Annotated in this window: 18 protein-coding genes; 12 read left to right on the top strand and 6 right to left on the bottom strand. The window is 66.2% G+C overall.

Annotated features, from left to right (window positions below):
• Positions 1 to 24: 24 nt before the first annotated feature.
• Genes leuS through holA form a run of 3 tightly spaced genes read left to right on the top strand, consistent with a single transcriptional unit; the run spans position 25 to position 4,104 of the window.
• A complete protein-coding gene (gene leuS / locus K7H93_RS05555) occupies positions 25 to 2,550 on the top strand; it encodes a leucine--tRNA ligase (RefSeq protein ID WP_230782829.1) in 2,526 nt (841 codons plus the stop codon).
• A complete protein-coding gene (gene lptE / locus K7H93_RS05550) occupies positions 2,550 to 3,041 on the top strand; it encodes an LPS assembly lipoprotein LptE (RefSeq protein WP_230782828.1) in 492 nt (163 codons plus the stop codon). Before leuS ends, lptE begins: the two co-directional genes overlap by 1 nt.
• A 13-nt stretch (positions 3,042 to 3,054) precedes the next feature.
• Positions 3,055 to 4,104 carry a DNA polymerase III subunit delta gene (gene holA, locus K7H93_RS05545; protein ID WP_054526459.1) on the top strand — a complete coding sequence of 350 codons (1,050 nt, stop codon included), beginning with the start codon at positions 3,055 to 3,057 and terminating at the stop codon, positions 4,102 to 4,104.
• Between the two features lie 45 nt (positions 4,105 to 4,149).
• On the opposite strand, the gene K7H93_RS05540 is transcribed toward holA, so the two are convergent.
• From K7H93_RS05540 to K7H93_RS05530, 3 genes are read right to left on the bottom strand one after another with little or no spacing between them, the layout of a single operon-like run.
• Positions 4,150 to 4,689, bottom strand: coding sequence for an LptA/OstA family protein (locus tag K7H93_RS05540; RefSeq protein ID WP_082384986.1), 540 nt, complete (start codon positions 4,687 to 4,689; stop codon positions 4,150 to 4,152).
• Positions 4,686 to 5,354 carry an LPS export ABC transporter periplasmic protein LptC gene (gene lptC / locus K7H93_RS05535; protein WP_230782827.1) on the bottom strand — a complete coding sequence of 223 codons (669 nt, stop codon included), beginning with the start codon at positions 5,352 to 5,354 and terminating at the stop codon, positions 4,686 to 4,688. The genes K7H93_RS05540 and lptC overlap by 4 nt, the downstream gene beginning before the upstream one ends.
• Before the next feature lie 24 nt (positions 5,355 to 5,378).
• Positions 5,379 to 5,996 (bottom strand): ribonuclease D, encoded by a 618-nt coding sequence (locus tag K7H93_RS05530; protein ID WP_054523443.1) that lies wholly within the window; start codon positions 5,994 to 5,996, stop codon positions 5,379 to 5,381.
• Between the two features lie 114 nt (positions 5,997 to 6,110).
• Here K7H93_RS05530 and ung point away from each other — a divergent pair, with 114 nt between their 5' ends.
• A complete protein-coding gene (ung, locus tag K7H93_RS05525; protein WP_230782826.1) occupies positions 6,111 to 6,797 on the top strand; it encodes a uracil-DNA glycosylase in 687 nt (228 codons plus the stop codon).
• A 16-nt stretch (positions 6,798 to 6,813) separates the two neighbouring features.
• Here ung and K7H93_RS05520 read toward each other — a convergent pair whose 3' ends face one another.
• A complete protein-coding gene (locus tag K7H93_RS05520) occupies positions 6,814 to 7,941 on the bottom strand; it encodes a hypothetical protein (protein ID WP_230782825.1) in 1,128 nt (375 codons plus the stop codon).
• Between the two features lie 12 nt (positions 7,942 to 7,953).
• Complete coding sequence (locus K7H93_RS05515) at positions 7,954 to 9,228, bottom strand: TIGR04063 family PEP-CTERM/XrtA system glycosyltransferase (RefSeq protein WP_230782824.1); 1,275 nt, start codon at positions 9,226 to 9,228, stop codon at positions 7,954 to 7,956.
• Positions 9,229 to 9,346: 118 nt separating this feature from the next.
• Here K7H93_RS05515 and K7H93_RS15945 point away from each other — a divergent pair, with 118 nt between their 5' ends.
• The 7 genes from K7H93_RS15945 (at position 9,347) to K7H93_RS05485 (ending at position 14,516) form a co-directional block, all read left to right on the top strand.
• Positions 9,347 to 9,478, top strand: a complete 132-nt coding sequence (locus K7H93_RS15945; protein ID WP_010233360.1) for a hypothetical protein — start codon at positions 9,347 to 9,349, stop codon at positions 9,476 to 9,478.
• Complete coding sequence (locus tag K7H93_RS05510) at positions 9,475 to 10,872, top strand: DUF5935 domain-containing protein (RefSeq protein WP_230782823.1); 1,398 nt, start codon at positions 9,475 to 9,477, stop codon at positions 10,870 to 10,872. Before K7H93_RS15945 ends, K7H93_RS05510 begins: the two co-directional genes overlap by 4 nt.
• A gap of 53 nt (positions 10,873 to 10,925) precedes the next feature.
• On the top strand, positions 10,926 to 11,375 hold the full coding sequence (locus tag K7H93_RS05505; RefSeq protein WP_222824586.1) for a MaoC family dehydratase: 450 nt from the start codon (positions 10,926 to 10,928) through the stop codon (positions 11,373 to 11,375).
• A 103-nt stretch (positions 11,376 to 11,478) separates the two neighbouring features.
• Positions 11,479 to 12,660: an acetyl-CoA C-acyltransferase gene (locus K7H93_RS05500; RefSeq protein WP_230782822.1), complete on the top strand. Its 1,182-nt coding sequence runs from the start codon at positions 11,479 to 11,481 to the stop codon at positions 12,658 to 12,660.
• Positions 12,661 to 12,713: 53 nt separating this feature from the next.
• A complete protein-coding gene (locus tag K7H93_RS05495; RefSeq protein ID WP_230782821.1) occupies positions 12,714 to 13,370 on the top strand; it encodes a hypothetical protein in 657 nt (218 codons plus the stop codon).
• Positions 13,371 to 13,396: 26 nt separating this feature from the next.
• A complete protein-coding gene (locus K7H93_RS05490) occupies positions 13,397 to 14,002 on the top strand; it encodes a DUF4126 domain-containing protein (protein WP_230782820.1) in 606 nt (201 codons plus the stop codon).
• A gap of 7 nt (positions 14,003 to 14,009) precedes the next feature.
• Positions 14,010 to 14,516, top strand: a complete 507-nt coding sequence (locus tag K7H93_RS05485) for a hypothetical protein (protein ID WP_230782819.1) — start codon at positions 14,010 to 14,012, stop codon at positions 14,514 to 14,516.
• Positions 14,517 to 14,518: 2 nt separating this feature from the next.
• On the opposite strand, the gene K7H93_RS05480 is transcribed toward K7H93_RS05485, so the two are convergent.
• Positions 14,519 to 15,754, bottom strand: coding sequence for a polyhydroxyalkanoate depolymerase (locus tag K7H93_RS05480; RefSeq protein WP_230782818.1), 1,236 nt, complete (start codon positions 15,752 to 15,754; stop codon positions 14,519 to 14,521).
• Positions 15,755 to 16,028: 274 nt separating this feature from the next.
• On the opposite strand from K7H93_RS05480, the gene K7H93_RS05475 reads away from it, so the two are divergent.
• Positions 16,029 to 17,765: an ABC transporter transmembrane domain-containing protein gene (locus K7H93_RS05475; protein WP_230782817.1), complete on the top strand. Its 1,737-nt coding sequence runs from the start codon at positions 16,029 to 16,031 to the stop codon at positions 17,763 to 17,765.
• The last annotated feature ends 68 nt before the right edge of the window (positions 17,766 to 17,833 follow it).

The following is a 17,833-nucleotide window of genomic DNA, read 5'->3' as shown; positions in this document are numbered from 1 at the left end:
CCTGTTTCGCGAAAAGACGTACCTATGAACGACACGCGTTTCGACCCGTCGAGTGCCGACGGGCGCTGGCAGAAGGCATGGGACGAGGCCGAGTGCTTCCGTGCGGACAGCGCCAGCGACCGGCCCAAGAGCTACGTGCTCGAAATGTTTCCCTACCCTTCGGGGCGGATCCATATCGGGCACGTGCGCAACTACACGATGGGCGACGTGCTCGCGCGCTACAAGGCGATGCGCGGGCACGAGGTGCTGCACCCGATGGGGTGGGATGCGTTCGGCATGCCGGCGGAAAACGCGGCAATGGAAAAAGGCGTCCACCCGGGCAAGTGGACCCGCGAGAACATCGAATCGATGAAGGCCCAGCTCAAGCGGCTGGGGTTCGCGCTCGACTGGAGCCGCGAACTCGCCACGTGTGAGCCCGAGTACTACGGGCACGAGCAGGCGCTGTTCATCGACCTGTTCGAGGCCGGGCTGGTCTATCGCAAGGAAAGCGAGGTCAACTGGGATCCCGTCGACCAGACCGTGCTCGCCAACGAGCAGGTGATCGACGGCCGCGGCTGGCGCTCCGGCGCCGAGGTCGAGAAGCGCAAGCTTGCGCAGTGGTTCCTCAAGATCACCGATTTCGCCGAGGAACTGCTCGACGGGCTCGAAACCCTCGACAAGTGGCCCGACAAGGTCCGGCTGATGCAGGAAAACTGGATCGGCAAGAGCCGCGGCCTGCAGCTCGCGTTCGATCTGTCGGACGGCGGGCGGGTAGAGGTCTATTCGACCCGGCCCGACACGATCTACGGGGCCAGTTTCGTCGCGGTCGCGCCCGATCATCCGATCGCGCAGGCGGTTGCCGCAAAGGATGCAGGCGCGGCTGCCTTCATCGAGGAATGCAAGCGCGGCGGGACCACTGCTGCCGATCTCGAAACGGCGGAAAAGAAGGGCTATCTGACCGCCCTGACCGCGCGTCACCCGCTGCTGGGCAGTGAGCTGCCGCTGTTCGTCGCCAACTTCGTGCTGATGGATTACGGCACCGGCGCGGTGATGGGCGTGCCCGGCCACGACCAGCGCGATTTCGACTTCGCGCGCAAATACGACCTGCCGATCCTGCGTGTGGTCGGGGTCAGCGCCGCCGATGCGGACCGCCCGCTGGGCACGACTGCGGAGCCGGGCGAGGGTGTGCTGGTCAATTCCGGCCCGCTCGACGGGATGGATGTCGATAGCGCCAAGCAGTGGGTGATCGACCGGGCGGAACGCGAAGGCTGGGGCGAGGGCAAGACCGTCTGGCGCCTGCGCGACTGGGGCGTTTCGCGCCAGCGTTACTGGGGCACGCCGATCCCCTTCGTCCACTGCGATGCTTGCGGCGTGGTGCCGGTGCGCAAGGCCGATCTGCCGGTGACCCTGCCCGAAGATATCGACTTCAAGACCCCGGGCAATCCGCTCGCCCGGCACGAGAGCTGGAAGAACACCACCTGCCCCAAATGCGGCGGCGCGGCGGTGCGCGAGACCGACACGCTCGACACCTTCGTCGATTCCTCGTGGTATTTCCTGCGCTTCGCCAGCCAGCCTGCGGATCGCCCGTTCGATCCGCAAGAGGTCGCCAAGTGGCTGCCGGTGGAACAGTATATCGGCGGGATCGAGCATGCGATCCTGCACCTGCTCTACGCACGTTTCTGGACCCGGGCGCTTTCGCGGCTGGGCATGGTCGAATTCACCGAGCCCTTCGCCAGCCTGTTCACGCAAGGCATGGTCACGCACGAAACCTATTTCCGGCGCGAGCCTGATTCGGGCCGGATGGTCTATTTCGCGCCCGAGGAAATCACCCGCGACGCCAAGAGCGCGGTGCTCAAGGAAGACGGCTTCCCGGTCAGCGTCGGCCGCGTGGTCAAGATGTCCAAATCCAAGCGCAACGTGGTCGATCCCGATACGATCATCGCGCAGTATGGTGCGGACGCCGTGCGCTGGTTCATGCTGTCCGACAGCCCGCCGGAACGCGACTTGCCGTGGTCCGAAAGCGGCATCGAAGGCTGCGCGCGCTTCGTCCAGCGCGTGTGGCGTCTGGTCGGCGAACATGATCCGTCCGCGCAGGGCGAGGATTCCGATCTGGCGCGCAAGACCGCGCGCAGCGTGCACGACGTCGCCGAAACGATCGAGGCGCTGCACTTCAACAAGGCGGTCGCCAAGCTCTACGAACTGGTCGGTGCGCTCGAGAAGGCGGAGCCTTCGGCAACCCGCACCGGATCGATCCAGACGCTGTTCCAGCTCGTCGCGCCGATGATGCCGCACCTTGCAGAAGAGGCATGGCATTCCATCGGACAGCAGGGCCTGATCGCAAATGCGCCGTGGCCCGAGGTCGACGAGAGCCTGCTGGTCGAGGACGAGGTGACCATCGCGGTTCAGCACAAGGGCAAGCTGCGCGACACGCTGACCGTCCCCAAGGGGGCATCGAAAGAGACGCTGGAGGAACTGGCGCTGGCCAGCGACAAGGTCCAGCGCTCGATCGACGGGGCCGAGATTCGCAAGGTCATTGTGGTGCCCGACCGTCTGGTGAATATCGTCACCTGATGCGATTCGCGTTTGCCTTTCTCGCGCTGCTCGCGCTTTCGGCCTGCGGGCTCCAGCCGATCTATGCCGGAGCCAATGGCAAGGCGGCGATTGCGGACCTTTCGGCCATCGAAGTCGCCCCGATCGAGGGGCGCGACGGCTGGCTGGTCGCCACCGCGCTGGAAGACCGGTTGTCGATCGGCCCGGCGGGCCAGACCCCGCGCTACCGCCTCGATATCCTGCTCGACGACGAGCTGGGCAGTCTCGGCCTGTTGAGCGACGAAACCGTCAGCCGCGAACGCCGCACGCTGCGTGCGCGCTATCAGCTGGTCGACCTGTCGAGCGGGGCGATCCTGCTCGATTCGACCGCCGGGTCCGACGCCGGGATCGACGTCGTGTCGAGCGACTACGCCACCATCGCCGCCGAGCGCGCGGCTCTCGAACGGCTGGCCCAGGTCGTCGCCGACCAGATCGTGACGCGAGTCTCGCTGACGCTACGCGCGCAAGACTGAGGCGCGCGGACGCATGGCGGCGGCGCGTCAGCAATCCCTTAAGGCCAATCAGAACACTTTCGGCCGGGTCGCAGGGCAGGCGGCGCGCGAGTGCCACACCTTCTTCCTGTGCGGTCCCGACGAGAGCGCCGCTTCCGCCGCCGCCGCGACGATCGTGGGCAATCTGGCGGATGCGGGCGAGCGGGTCGATCTGTCCGGCGCGGAACTGCGCCGCGATCCCGTCAGGCTGGCGGACGAGGCGCGCTCTTCCTCGCTGTTCGGCGATGCGCGCCACATTCTGGTGCGCGCGACAGGCGAGGAAGCGCACGACGCGCTGAAACTGCATCTGGAGGCCGAGGGAGAGGCTTGCCCGGTGCTGGTGGTGGCCGTCAACGCGACCGACAAGTCGCGCAGCGCGAAGCTGGTGGCGGGTGCGAAGGGCACTCTGGTCGCGATGTTCTATCCGCCCAATCTGGGCGACATGGCCAATACCGTGCGCGATCTTGCGGACCGGGCGGGGCTGCGGCTCGGCGGCGATCTGGCGCAGCGAATCGCCCGCGCCTCCGGCCTCGACCGGCGACTGGCCGAGGCCGAGGTGGAGAAGCTGGCGCTATACCTCGATGCCGCGCCCGATACGCCCAAGACCGCCGATGCCGCCGCGTGGGACGCGATCGGCGCGTCGAGCGAGGAGGACGGCTTCATGCCGCTGGTCAACGCCGCACTGGGCGGTCATGCTAAGCGGCTGCCCGGCGAACTGGCGCGGCTTCATACGCTGGCGCTCAACCCGGTCGGCGTGGCGCTGGCGTTCGAGCGGCGCGCGGCGCAGCTGGCCCAGCTTTCGGCACGGATGCGCCCGGGCGAGGATGTCGGCTCTTTCGTCGATGCGCAAAAGCGCGCGCGGCGGATCTTCTTCAAGGACGAGCGCGATCTGGCCGAACAGCTACGGATCTGGCGCGGCAAACGGCTCGACCGTCTGGTCTCGCGTCTGACCGCACTGCATCAGGCGCTGCTCGCCAACAGCCAGCAGGCCGAACTGCTCCTGAGCCAGGAAATCGCGTGGATCGCGCGAGTCGCCTCGCGTTGATGTGAGGCGGTGGCGGCCCGCTCTGGGGCCCTAGTTACAGGAAGATCAGTCCTCCGGGACGGAGAAGGAGCCGGTCACCCGGCCGCCGCCATTCGATCCGCCGGCCCCGTCCACGCTGGAAAGGCCGGTGCGCAGATCGATCGTCAGCCGCCCGCCATTGAGCGTGTCCGACCCGCGCTTCAGCCGGACATTGCCGGTCATGGTGATCACCCGCCGGTTGAAATCGTACACCGCCACATTGCCGCGCGCGCTTTCGTTGCCGCGGGTCACGGTGACCCCGCCGGTCGCGGAAATGCGCTGGATGCTGAGCGATCCGGCGTCCGAATAGTCGACAATCGTGCTCGCCGAAGTCATCCGCAGGTCGGCCTGTTCGATCACCACATTGCCCGACAGGACCACGCGGTTCTGCCGGTCCTGCAGCTCGATCCGGTTGGCCGCGTAATCCACCGGCGCGTTGGAATTATGCGCCGCAATCGCCTGTGCGTGCAGCTGGATGCCGGTGAGAGTGCACGCGGCCAGCGCGAAGCCGACCACGCCGGATCGTGCGGCCAGTCGGGAATTTTGGCGGATGAGGCGCGGGATCACTGCATGGTCTCCAATCGGCCCGGCACCATGCGCAGGCGCGCATTGCCGTCAAGCGTTATCGTTCGGGTCTCCAGATCGACACGCAGGGTGTCGGCGGAGAAGGTGCCCGCGGGCACGGCGCCCGATACGCCTTCGTCGCCCACCAGAGTCTGGTCGCGCAGGTCGACCGAAACGCCGCGCGCGACCAGGTTGTAGCCATCGGCCGCGTTCAGGATGATCGGGCCGGTCACATCGAGCACTTCGTCGGAGATCTTGTATGCGCCGCCTTCTGCGCGCAGCTGCGCAGGGCCGCCCTGTAGCAGGATCCGGGCGATGACCTCGTCCAGCCGCACGATTCCCTCTTTGCTCGACCTCTGGACTGCCTCGCGCGCGGTGAGCGAAAAGGGACGGCCCTGATTGTCCGACCCGCGATAGGTCGCGTTGTCGATCCTCAGACGCTCGTCGATTTCCTGCACCTTGTCGCGATCGAGCACGAAGGAAACCTCGTCGCGCGGCGAGAAGGGGGCGATCACGAGGAAGGCGACGATCACCCCGGTCGCCATCGGCAGGGCGACCGCGAGGATCTTGATCAGGCGATCGTGAAACCCGCCGGGCGCAGCCTGGCGTTGCCGCCCGCGGCGCTGCCGGCTTGCCTCGCTCGTTTCTTCCACCTGATCGTGCTGCATGATGGGTTCAGACCCTAACCGGGCTTACTCGTGGCTGAAGATGTCGGTGTCGGGCCAGCCGATAATGTCCAGCCGCGCGCGGGTCGGCAGGAAATCGAAACAGGCCTGCGCGATTTCGGTGCGCCCTTCGCGTGCCAGCCGCTCTTCGAAAATATCGCGCAGCCGGTGGAGGTAACGCACATCCGACGCGGCATATTCGCGCTGTGCGTCGTTGATCTTGGGCGCGCCCCAGTCGGAGCTTTGCTGCTGCTTGGAGATATCCTCGCCCAGCAGTTCGCTGACCAGCATCTTGAGCCCGTGGCGGTCGGTATAGGTGCGGGTCAGCTTGCTCGCGATCTTGGTGCAGAACACCGGGGCGGCGGTGACGCCGAGCCAGTATTCGATCGCCGCGAGATCGAAGCGGCCGAAGTGGTACAGCTTGGTCCGCGCGGGATCGGCGAGGACGGCCTTGAGATTGGGCGCATCGAAGCTGCTGTCGACGCCGAAGCGGACCAGATGTTCGTCGCCCTTGCCATCGCTGATCTGCACGAGGCACAGCCGGTCGCGCCGGGTGATCAGACCCATCGTTTCGGTATCGACCGCCACCGCGCCATCGGCAAGCACGCCCTCGGGCAGGTCTTCCTCGTGAAAATATACGGCCATGGAGAACTTTCTTCGTCTGGTGCCAGCCCGCCCCTTGCGCGTTCCGTAGGCATATTGGGGAAAGAGGGGAAGGGCATCTGGCCTCTGCGCCCCCGGAGCAATAGCGAGGGGGGCATGGGCCAAGACTTACCCGATAGCTGGCAAGACACGCTGGCCCCGGTGCTCGCCACGCCGGAGGCGCGCAAGCTGGGCGGTTTTCTGCGCGCCGAGGAAGCGGCGGGCAAGGCGATCTATCCGCCGCAGGGCTGCAGGTTGCGCGCGCTGGAGCTGACTCCGCTCGATGCGGTGAAGGTCGTGATCCTGGGGCAGGACCCCTACCATGGCCCCGGGCAGGCGATGGGGCTGAGCTTCTCCGTGCCCGATGGCGTGCCGCATCCGCCCTCTTTGCGAAACATCTTTAGGGAACTGGCCGATGATTGCAGCATCCCGGCGCCCGCGTCGGGCGATCTGACCGCGTGGGCACGGCGCGGCGTGCTGCTGCTCAACAACACGCTGACGGTGGAAGCGGGCAATGCGGGCAGCCACGCGGGGCGCGGGTGGGACGCGATCACCGATGCCTGCGTCGCGGCGGTGGCGGCGCGCGAACAGCCGGCGGTGTTCATCCTGTGGGGCAGCCATGCGCAGAAGAAAGCGTCGCGGATTGCGGAGCTGAACGAGCCGACGCGGCACTGCGTGATTCGCTCGCCGCATCCCAGCCCGCTCTCGGCGCATCGCGGGTTCTTCGGCTCGAAGCCGTTCAGCCGCGCCAATGCGTTTCTGGAACAGGTCGGCCTCGGCCCGGTCGACTGGCAGATCGCCTGAGCGACTCCGCGCTCGGTCAGGCCACGTCGTCGAGCCGGGTCAGTCGGTCCAGCGCGACGCGCAACGCCCGGTCGATGTCGCTTTCATCGGGCACGGACTTCGGCGCCAGCGCCGATTCGTGGCGATGTGCGCCGGTGCGCGGTGGGGTGGTGCCAGCCTGCGCTTCGGCCTCACCCTGCAGGGCGCGGGCGAGACGTTCGACCAGTTCTGCAACTCCGAGCTCCTGCAATTCCGGTTCTTCGGCACGCGGTGCGGGCCAGACCGGGGGCGGAGGCGGCGCGGTGGGGCGCGACATCATCAGCTCGATCTGCGTGAGGTCCAGGGGGGGCTCTGCCTGCGCTGCGGGCGCGAAAGACAGCGGTTGGGCAGCGGGCGCTTCTTTCCGGCGCGGCTCTGCGTCCTCCGGCTCTTCCTTCGACACGAAATCGGCGAAAGGGTTGTAGCGCGAGGGTTGCGGGACGGGCGTCGGCTGAGCGATTTCCTGCTCGACCGGCCATGCGTCGTCGCTCCCGTCGTCCGAGGACACGTCAGCGCCAAAGACCTGCGGATCGTGCCCGGGCAGCGGCACGGATTCGTCCTGCTCGGCATCCTCTGTCTCGCCGGTCGGGATATCGGCGTCGTGGCTGCCCGAATCGCTCCATGCCGATGCGAAATAGGGATCGTCGATCGGCGGGCCGATCTCGTCGGTCAGTTCGTAGCGGGCATCTTGCGGAGGCGGGGCGGGGCGCTCCTTCTCCTCGGCCACCTTGTCCGCGTCCTCGTCTTCTACGCCGCGCAGCATGCCGAGCGCGGCACGAACGTCGAGCGGCGCGCGCGCCTTTCTCTTGCGGGTCTTGCGCGGTTCGGCACTGGTTTCGATCGAGCGGGGGGCCTGCTCGTCATCGCTGCGCACACGGCTCGCGATGAACAGGCCCAGCAGCAGCCCCAGCCCGGCAGCGACCGCGACAAAGATGATGCGCGTGTTGGGGCCGAACGGCGGCTCGCCGGAAAACGCCGCGTCGAACAATACGGGAGGCAGCAGCAGGCAGCCGCCGCCGAACAGCGCGGCGAACCACAGGCCGACGATGATGACGAAGGCCGTGCTCTGCGTAAATCCGGCACCTTTGCCGGCGTGTGTCTGTGCGGTGTGATCGCTCTCGGTCACCCTGCTTGTCCTCTATCGCGTGCCGCCCTGGCTGGCGCGGGCTCTCCCAGCGGGAACTGCCCACGCCGCGCCTTCGGGCGACCGATCCAAAGGCCTGCCTAGCAGGCGATGGTAAATGGCTTGATAACGCTGGGCATTTATCGCCCAGTCGCGTTCGAGCGCAACATACTTGCCGGCCCTTTCGCGGATCGCGGGCCATTCGGCCTGCCGATCGAGCATGTCGCCGAGCACGGTGGCCAATGCGTGGGGATCGTCGGCGGGGAAGAGCACACCTGTCTGCCCGTGATCGATCAGTTCCCTGTGCCCGCCGACATCCGAGGCGGCGACGATACGCCCCTGCGCCATTGCCTCCAGCGGCTTGAGCGGGGTGACCAGTTCGGTCAGGCGGCTGCGCTTGCGCGGGAAGGCGAGAATGTCGATCAGCGAATAGTAGTCGGCCACCTCGCCATGCGGGACGCGGCCTGCGAAGATGATCGAGTCGGCCGCGCTCGAGGCGTCCGCCTGTGCGCGCAGAGCGGCATCGTCCGGCCCGCCGCCGACCAGCAGCAGGCGCGCGTCCGGGTGGCGCCTTTGCAGCGCGGGCAGCGCCGCAATCAGATCGTCGAGCCCTTCATAGGGGTAGAAACTGCCGATGAAGCCGAGCACCGGGCCGTCGCTCACGCCGAGCCGGGCGGCGAGTTCGCCGTTGCGCGGAGCGGGATCTCCGAACTGGGTGAGGTCGACCGCATTGGGCGAAATGCCGATCTTGCCGGGCGGGAAACCGCGCGCGACCAGATCGTCGCGCAGCCCCTCGCAGATCGTGAATACCGCGTCCGCGCGACCCACGACATGGTTTTCGAGCATCCGGGTCAGGCGATATTTGGCCGACCCTTCGCGCCCGGTCGCGTTGGAGACCGCTGCGTCCTCCCAGAAGGCGCGGATCTCGTACACCACCGGGATATCGAGCTTCCTGCCCGCCCGGACGGCAGCGAGACCGCATAGCGCAGGCGAATGCGCGTGGAGTACATCGGGTTGCCATTCTTCCGCCAGCTGCACGATTGCATCGGCCTGTGCCTTCACCTCGCGCCACTCGCCAATCAGCGGAGGGCCGCCTGCCGCACCCTCGCTGCGATGAAAGGTGAGTCCTTCGCAGGTTTCCGTCTGCGGGCCGACGGCGCTGTGGCGCGGACCGGTGAGCCCGCGCACATCCAGCCCGGCCGCCAGCTGCGCGCGCATGATGGCTCGGGTGCGGAAGGCGTAGCCGCTGTGCAGCGGGAGCGAATGATCGAGGACGTGAAGAACGCGCATGGCAGGCTGTGCCTAGCGCGGTGCCCTTAACGCCGCGTCAACTCCGCCCTGATAGCGCGGCTGCGAGATGGCCCGGAAAGGTCCGTGCCCGTCACTTGCCCGATGGAGCATTCACGCCGTGATCGATATGATCGTCATCGTTTCGATCCACGGATTGCTGCTGCTGGCGGCCTATCGGCTAATGCTGCGCGACGACCTAGACGAGGATCCGCTGCTCGAACCGGGAGCCGATAGCGACCCGGGCGCATGACCGACCTGTTCCTCCTCGGCTTTTTCGGCCTTCTCCTGCTGTTCGGGCTCAAGCGCCCGTTCCTGTGGGTTTGCGCCTATCTCTATGTCGATATCCTCGCCCCGCAGAAGATGGGCTTCGGGATCATCACCAGCGTGCCGGTCTCGCTGATCGCCTTTGCGGCGGCCTTCGGCGGCTGGCTGCTGATGGACAAGAAGGCGAAGCCGACCTTTACCTTCCGCCAGGCGCTGATGCTGTTCCTGCTGGTGTGGAGCTGGTTCACGCTGCAGGGGGCCGAGTTCACCGAGCCCGCGCTCGCCAAGTGGGACTGGGTGTGGAAGACGCTGGTGTTCGCGATTTTCCTGCCGTTCACCGTGACCACCAAGCTGCGCTTCGAAGCCGCCGCGCTGGTCATGGTGCTGACGGCCGGGGCGATCATCATTTCCGGCGGGATCAAGACCGTGTTCGGCGGTGGCGGCTACGGCACGCTGTCGCTGTTCGTGAACGATAATAGCGGGATCTACGAGAGCTCCACCATCTCGACCGTGGCGATCGCGATCATCCCATTGCTCTACTGGTTCACCCGCTACGGAACGATCTTTCCCCCCAGCCTGCCGGTCAAGATCTTCGCGGCCTGTCTGGCAGGGGCCTGCCTGCTGATCCCGATCGGGACCGAGGCGCGCACGGGCCTGCTGTGCATCGCCATGCTCGGCCTGCTGATCCTGCGCGAAAGCCGCCACAAGCTGCTGCTCGCGGTCGGCGGCGTGCTGCTGTGCGTCGCCGCCTTCCCGTTCCTGCCGCAATCCTATGCCGACCGCATGGCCACGATGATGACTGCGGAGGAGGACGAAAGCGCCTCGACCCGGATGGCGGTGTGGGAATGGACGATCGACTACGCGAAGGACCGGCCGATGGGCGGTGGGTTCGAGGCCTATCGCGCCAACAGCTTCACCTATCGCATGCCGCAGACGACGGGCGAGGGGAACATGACCACCACCCGGTTCGAGAAGGTGGTGGACGAGGGTCGCGCCTATCATTCGGCAATCTTCGAGATGCTGGGCGAACAGGGCTGGCCCGGCCTGATCGCGTGGCTGCTGCTCCAGGCGCTCGGCCTGTTGCAGATGGAACTGGTCCGGCGGCGAATGCGCAGGCGGGCAGACCCACAGGTCGAATGGCTCGGCCATCTGGCCATCGCGCTCCAATATGCGCAGCTGATCTACTTGGTCGGCGCGCTGTTTCAGGGGATCGCGTGGCAGCCCTTCATCATGATGCTGGCAGGGCTCCAGATCGCGCTGGCAATCTATGCGAAGCGCTATGATTCGCCGCAGGGTGCCACTGTGGGAGAGCGGCTGGCCGCACAGCGGCGCGCCGCCGCTCCCGATGCCGTAGCGACAGGCCCGGCTCCATTGCGCTAGCGCCCGGCATACGGCATGGAGCGCGCACAAATCCACGCAAAGGAGAGGCGCGCATGAGCCCGCAGGATATCGCTGAAAAGGTTGGCGAACAGATCGGCACCAGCCCCTGGGTTGAGATCAGCCAGGAACGGATCAACCAGTTCGCCGAGGCAACCGGCGACCACCAGTTCATCCACGTGAACGAGGAAGCGGCCAAGATGACGCCGTTCGGCGGCACCATTGCCCACGGCTTCCTGACCCTTTCGATGATTCCCTATCTCAGCGCCGAGGCAGACCTGCCCAAGCCCGACGGGATCAAGATGGCCGTCAACTACGGCGGCAACAAGACGCGCTTCATCAACCCGGTGCGGAGCGGCAAGAAGATCCGCGGCCACTGGAAGCTGCTCGAGATGACCGAGAAGCGCCCCGGCCAGTGGCAGCAGACGGTCGAGATCACGATCGAGATCGAAGGCGAGGATAAGCCCGCCCTGATCTGCGAATGGATGACGATGTTCTTCGTCTAAATCCTTGGCGTGAGTCCCGGCGAAAGCTGGGACCTCATGCGATCAGGCAGCAAGAATAAGGAGGTCCCGGCTTCCGCTGGGACTCAGCAAGAGGACCCTTCCCATGACCCGTAGTGCAGTCATCGTTTCCACCGCCCGCACCGCCATCGGCCGCGCGTACAAAGGCGGCTTCAACAACACCAAGGGCGCGACCCTCGGCTCCTACTCGCTCGCCCCCGCGATCGAGCGGGCCAAGATCGAGGCCGGCGAAATCAACGACGTCGTGTGGGGTGCCGCGCTCCAGCAGGGCGCGCAGGCCGGCAACCTCGGCCGCCAGGTCGCGCTGCGTTCGGGCTGCCCGATCGGCGTTTCCGGCATGACGATCGACCGTCAGTGCTCTTCGGGCCTGATGGCGATCTCGACCGCTGCCAAGCAGATCATCGTCGACAACATGGATATCGTCGCGGGCGGCGGCCAGGAATCGATCAGCCTCGTCCAGACCCCCGAAATGCGCGTCATGCCCGATCCCGAGCTGATGGCGATGCACAACGCGGTCTATATGCCGATGCTGCAGACGGCCGAAACCGTCGCCAAGCGCTACGGCATCAGCCGCGACGCGCAGGACGAATACGCGCTCCGCTCGCAGCAGCGCACGGCGGCTGCGCAGGAAGCGGGCAAGTTCGACGACGAGATCGTGCCCGTCACCGTCACCATGAAGGTGAAGGACAAGGAAACCGGCGAGGTTTCCGACCAGGAAGTGACCGTCGCGAAGGACGAAGGCAACCGCCCCAGCACCACGCTGGAAGGCCTGCAGTCGCTCAACCCCGTGCTCGGCCCCGACAGCACGATCACCGCCGGTAACGCCAGCCAGCTCTCGGACGGTTCGTCCGCCAGCATCCTGATGGAAGAAAAGCTCGCCGAAAAGCGCGGCCTGACCCCGCTCGGTCGTTATGTCGGCATGGCGGTTGCGGGCACCGAGCCCGACGAAATGGGCATCGGCCCGGTCTTCGCGATCCCCGCCGTGCTCGAACGCACCGGCCTCAAGATGAGCGATATCGGGTTGTGGGAACTGAACGAAGCCTTCGCGGTGCAGGTGCTCTACTGCCGCGACAAGCTCGGCATTCCGGACGAAGACCTCAACGTCAACGGCGGCTCGATCTCGATCGGCCACCCCTACGGCATGACCGGCGCACGCTGCGTCGGCCACGCGCTGATCGAAGGCAAGCGCCGCGGTGCCAAATACATCTGCGTCACCATGTGCGTCGGTGGCGGCATGGGCGCTGCGGGGATCTTCGAAGTCCTTTAAGGAACCCGAAAATTGGGGCAGGATCGCCGGTGGTCGCCGAACAGGAGACACCGATGCGCCTGCCCCTTTTTACATTCCTCGCCACCCTGGCTGTGGCGGGATGTTCGTCCGACCCGGAGCCGGGCAGTCCCGACCGCGCCGCAGGAGAGTCCGACGCGGCGGCAACGCCGGGCCTGACAGCCGAACCGGCAGGGCCGGATGCAGACGCCGGGGCAGAGCAGGCAGCGCAGGCTCCTGACGACGATGGCTACGCCTCTGCCTACACCCAGCTCGATCTCGAAAGCTGCCGCGTGCTCGACCAGAGCATCGATGAAGGCAGCTGGGTCGAACTGCGCTGTGCAGGTTATCAAGGCATCCCCCTGTTCGTGAGCGAGGGCGACCTTCGCTTCGACGTCGACGCCGGCGTTCCGAACGAGAATTTCCAGACCATCCTCGCCTTCAACACCATCGGCGATACGGTGGAATGGCGGCTGCGCGAGGGCGCGCCATTCGCGACGATCATCCGCTATCGCGATGTCAGCAGCGAGAGCGGCACGCGCTCCGTCCTTGCGGTCGACACGATCGGCCAGCCCGGTGCGCCGGGCTGCCGCGTCGCGCAGATCGCAGGCGATACGCCCCGCGCCAACCAGCGTGCGCGTGCTATTGCCGATGCGGATGCCGCCGGTTTCGATTGCGCGAACGAACCGCGCTATATCGGCGAGGCGCGCTAGCCCCGCGGATGTGCTAGGCTGCGCCGATGGGACTGATCGAACTCCTCGGCCTTGCAGGCAGTATCAGCCTGCTGTCCGGCTGGCGGCTCTACGCCACCGTGCTGGTCACCGGCATCGCCATGCGGACCGGCTGGGTGCCGCTGCCCGACCATCTCGAAATGCTGACCGTGCTCGCCAATCCGTGGGTCATCGGGATCGCGGCGGTCGGCACGGTGGTCGAATTCCTCGCCGACAAGGTGATGTGGCTCGATACGGCGTGGGATGCGGTCAATTCGCTGGCCCGCCCGGTCGGCGGCGCGCTGCTGGCGCTCGCGATCGTCGATCCGTCCGACCCGACCTGGCAGGTCGTCGCCTTCCTGCTGGGCGGCGGCGCGGCCTTTGCCGCCCATGCGGGCAAGGCGAGCGCGCGTGCGGCCGTCAACACCAGCCCCGAACCGGTCAGCAACGTGCTGGTTTCGACTGCAGAGGATGTCGCAACGGTGGGGTTGCTGGCGCTGGCCATAGCCAACCCGATCGCCGCTGCGATCATCGCGACGATGCTGCTGGTGCTGAGTATCGCGCTGATCGTGGTGGTGGGACGCACGGTGAAGCGCCTGCTCCACGGCAAGAGACGCCCGCCGGACGCGACATAGGTTCATCATGACAGACGAGGAATGGCGCAGTTCGACTTGCGCAACGGAGATGCTGCGAGCGCTATACGCTCAAAAGCCGCGCTACTTTCGTAGCCAATCCCGGCAGCTGCATCGGTTTCTCATCGCCTGCTGCTGGAAGCATGGCCATTTGATCCCTCAGGAAGGTATTCGCGAAGGGCTGAGGGGCGCCGAACGCTGGATTGCCGGCGAGATCAGTGACGACGAACTCAATCGTTTGAACTGGCATGCGGAAGGGGAAGCTTTCCGACTGGATTACGCAAAAACGCCGAGTGATTTTGCAGTGATTAGAGCGCTGGTGGCCGATATTCCGCAACTCGATGGAGTCCCCTTCGCCGATTCACATGCCTTGCTAACAGCAGCTGCGTACTTCGCCGAGGGCTCGATGGTATATCCCACTATAAGACCGGGGCCGTGGATTGAGAGCCTTTTCGCGTCTCAGTTCGTCTGCCCTGACTTGTTACGAGAGTATTTGACGCCGAGGTTCGGTCGTTAACCTCACCCGTTGGCGTCCATGAAGTCTTCGACCACCGGCGCGATCTTGGTGCGCCACTTGCTGCCGTTGAAGATGCCGTAGTGGCCTGCGCCTTCGGCGAGATAGTAGCGCTTCTTCTTGTCCGACAGGTTGCGCGCCAGCGGCAGCGCGGCCTTGGTCTGGCCGATGCCTGAAATATCGTCCCGCTCCCCCTCGACGGCGAGCAGCGCGGTGGTGGTGATATCGCCCAGGTCGATCACCTTGCCGCGATGCTCCAGCTCGTTGTTGGGCAGGGAGTGCTTCTGGAACACCTCTTCGACCGTCTGGAGGTAGAATTCGGCGGTCATGTCGCAGACGCTGCGATATTCTTCGTAAAAATCCTTGGTCTGCTGCGCGCTGTCATCGTCGCCTGCGACCAGATGCTTGTACATCTCGTAATGCGAGAGGATGTGGCCGCCCAGGTTCATGCTCATGAAGCTCGCCAGCTGCATGAAGCCGGGATAGACGCGCCGCCCGCTGCCCGCGTATTGGGCGGGCACCGTGGCAATCACGTTCTGCCGGAACCAGCTGAGCGGCCGCTTCATCGCCATGTCGTTGACCGTGGTCGGGCTTTCGCGCGTGTCGATCGGCCCGCCCATCATGGTGAGCGTCTTGGGTGAGGCCTTGTCCTTCGCGCCGTTCATCAGCGCGGTCGCGGCGAGCGCGGGGACGGAGGGCTGGCATACCGCGACCACATGCGCGGCCTCGCCTTCGTTGCGCTGCGCGATCTCCTGCAGGAATTCGACGATGTAATCGATATAGTCGTCGAGGTCGAAGCGCCCTTCGGCGAGGGGGATGTCGCGCGCGTCGTGCCAGTCGGTGATGTAGACCTCGGCGCTTTCGATCATCCGTTCGACGGTGCCGCGCAGCAGGGTGGCGAAATGGCCGCTCATCGGGGCGACGATCAGAACCGCAGGTGCATCATCGGGCAGACCTGCGCGGCGGAAGCGCTTGAGGTCGCCGAAGGGGCGGTGCAGCACCAGCGTCTCGGACACCGGATCGGCCTTGCCCTTCACGGTGACGCTTTCGATGTCGAACTCCGGCTTGCCGCGCCGGATCGTGGCGTGCGCGAAAACCTCCAGCGCGGAGCCGGCGATCGGTCCGATACCGGTATAGGCCATCGGGTTGCGCGGATTGGTCAGCAATTCGGAGCCGATCGAGGCCATCGCGCTGGCACTGTTCAGCCAGGCGGCCTGCAATTCGTAAGCGTGATAGAGCACGGGGGGCCTCTTACATTCAGTGTCGGGGCGAAAATCGCCTCCAGGTTCGGCAATAGCCTGCCCGGGTTCATGCCGTTGTGCAACGCACAATGTATTATAGGCAACGTACGAGGTGGATGAGGTGTCCATCGACCGTGGATTTCCCGCCGCCGCGCGGCTAGGCGGGGCGCACATGGCTCGCGAAGATCAGACTCACAAAGGCCGGCGGCGCCGGGGCAGTTTACCTGAAGCCGAGGCCGGCCCGCCCAAGGCTCGCTCGCTCGCCCCCTTGCGCATGGTCTACCGTGAGGCGGCACGCTACCCGCGCGAGATCGCCTTCGCCGCTGCCGCGCTGCTCACCACATCTGCCGCGACGCTAGCGATTCCGTGGCGCTTCAAGGTGATCGTCGACGATGCGTTCGGCGGCAGCGCGGGGCCGGAGCAGATCGCGCACGCCTTCGAGTACCTGCTGATGATCGTGGTGGTGCTGGGCATCGGCACCGCGCTGCGGTTCTATTTCGTCAGCTGGCTGGGCGAGCGGGTGGTCGCCAATATCCGGCTGAAGGTGCAGGAAAACCTGCTGCGGCAGTCTCCGAGTTTTTACGAGGAAAACAGCCCGAAGGAAATTTCGAGCCGGATGACTTCGGACACCGCGATCATCGAAACCGTGGTGGGGACGACGGTTTCGGTCGCGCTGCGCAACAGCCTGACCGCAATCGGCGGTATCCTGCTGCTGCTCTATCTCGCGCCGTCGCTGACACTCGGCTTGCTGATCGGGATTCCGCTGGTGCTGGCGCCGATCGTGTTTTTCGGGCGTAAGATTCGCACCGTTTCGCGCTCCAACCAGGATCGGGTCGCCGATGTCGGGGCCTATGTCACCGAAGTGCTGAGCGCGATGTCCATCGTCCAGAGCTTCGGCCAGGAAGCGCGCGAGGGGAAGCGCTTCGCCGGGGTGGTCGAGCGGACCTTCGACAGCGCGAAGCGGCGCATCCTGCTGCGCGCTGCGATGACCTCGATCGTCATCGTGCTGATCTTCGGCGGGATCACGATGGTCATGTGGCGCGGTGCGCTCGCCGTGTCGGAAGGCGCTATCACCGGGGGCACGATCACCGCTTTCGTCCTCACCGGCGGGCTGGTCGCGGGCGCGTTCGGGTCGCTGACCGAGGTCTATGGCGATCTGCTGCGCGGGGCGGGCGCGGCGGACCGGCTGGCCGAGCTGCTGCACGCAGAGCCGGCCATCGCCCCGCCGCCCAAACCGCAGCCGCTGCCCGTGCCCGCGCGCGGCAGCCTGTCGTTCCGCAATGTCAGCTTCACCTATCCCAGCCGCCCCGGCGAGGTCGTGATCGACGACCTGACGCTGGAGATCGAGCCGGGGGAAACCGTCGCGCTGGTCGGCCCGTCTGGGGCGGGCAAATCGACGCTCTTCATGCTCGCCCAGCGGTTCTACGATCCCGAAGAGGGCACGATCCGGCTCGACGGGATTGCCTTGCCGAGCGCCGATCCGGCCGAAATTCGCGAGCGGATGGCCTTCGTCCCGCAGATCGGTACGCTGTTTTCCGGCAATGCGCGCGACAACCTGCGCTATGGCCGCTGGGATGCGAGCGACGAGGAGATCTGGGAGGCCGCGCGCCTCGCCAATGCGGCCGACTTTATCGAAGCGCTGCCGCAGGGGCTCGACACCAATCTGGGCGAGGACGGCACGCGTCTTTCGGGCGGGCAGCAACAGCGACTCGCGATCGCCCGCGCGATCCTGCGCGATTCGCCGATCCTTCTGCTCGACGAGGCGACCAGCGCGCTCGACGCGCAGAGCGAGCGGCTGGTGCAGGAAGCGCTCGGCCACGTGATGCGCGGGCGGACCACGCTGGTCATCGCGCACCGGCTCGCCACCGTGCGCGAGGCGGACCGGATCGTGGTGATGGACGGTGGCCGGATCGTCCAGCAGGGCACCCATTCCGAACTCGTCGCACGCGGCGGGCTCTATGCGCAGCTCGCAAAGCTGCAATTCGACGCGCCGCGCAGCGACACCGCCTGATTGCGGCGCTGCCTCAATCGATGAGCGACAGACTCGGCCCGACGAGCGTCGCTGTACCTGGCCCGCAT

The sequence above is a fragment of the Citromicrobium bathyomarinum genome (assembly GCF_021021475.1).
GTDB lineage: Bacteria > Pseudomonadota > Alphaproteobacteria > Sphingomonadales > Sphingomonadaceae > Alteriqipengyuania > Alteriqipengyuania bathyomarina.
The sequence above is the reverse complement of the archived record's forward strand: the minus strand, read 5'-3'. Positions and strand labels throughout refer to the sequence as shown.

Coding starts and splice junctions, on each gene's coding strand:
- leuS (WP_230782829.1), top strand. CDS start 25: ATGAACGACACGCGTTTCGACCCGTCGAGTGCCGACGGGCGCTGGCAG.
- lptE (WP_230782828.1), top strand. CDS start 2,550: ATGCGATTCGCGTTTGCCTTTCTCGCGCTGCTCGCGCTTTCGGCCTGC.
- holA (WP_054526459.1), top strand. CDS start 3,055: ATGGCGGCGGCGCGTCAGCAATCCCTTAAGGCCAATCAGAACACTTTC.
- lptC (WP_230782827.1), bottom strand. CDS start 5,354: ATGCAGCACGATCAGGTGGAAGAAACGAGCGAGGCAAGCCGGCAGCGC.
- K7H93_RS05530 (WP_054523443.1), bottom strand. CDS start 5,996: ATGGCCGTATATTTTCACGAGGAAGACCTGCCCGAGGGCGTGCTTGCC.
- ung (WP_230782826.1), top strand. CDS start 6,111: ATGGGCCAAGACTTACCCGATAGCTGGCAAGACACGCTGGCCCCGGTG.
- K7H93_RS05515 (WP_230782824.1), bottom strand. CDS start 9,228: ATGCGCGTTCTTCACGTCCTCGATCATTCGCTCCCGCTGCACAGCGGC.
- K7H93_RS05510 (WP_230782823.1), top strand. CDS start 9,475: ATGACCGACCTGTTCCTCCTCGGCTTTTTCGGCCTTCTCCTGCTGTTC.
- K7H93_RS05505 (WP_222824586.1), top strand. CDS start 10,926: ATGAGCCCGCAGGATATCGCTGAAAAGGTTGGCGAACAGATCGGCACC.
- K7H93_RS05500 (WP_230782822.1), top strand. CDS start 11,479: ATGACCCGTAGTGCAGTCATCGTTTCCACCGCCCGCACCGCCATCGGC.
- K7H93_RS05495 (WP_230782821.1), top strand. CDS start 12,714: ATGCGCCTGCCCCTTTTTACATTCCTCGCCACCCTGGCTGTGGCGGGA.
- K7H93_RS05490 (WP_230782820.1), top strand. CDS start 13,397: ATGGGACTGATCGAACTCCTCGGCCTTGCAGGCAGTATCAGCCTGCTG.
- K7H93_RS05485 (WP_230782819.1), top strand. CDS start 14,010: ATGACAGACGAGGAATGGCGCAGTTCGACTTGCGCAACGGAGATGCTG.
- K7H93_RS05475 (WP_230782817.1), top strand. CDS start 16,029: ATGGTCTACCGTGAGGCGGCACGCTACCCGCGCGAGATCGCCTTCGCC.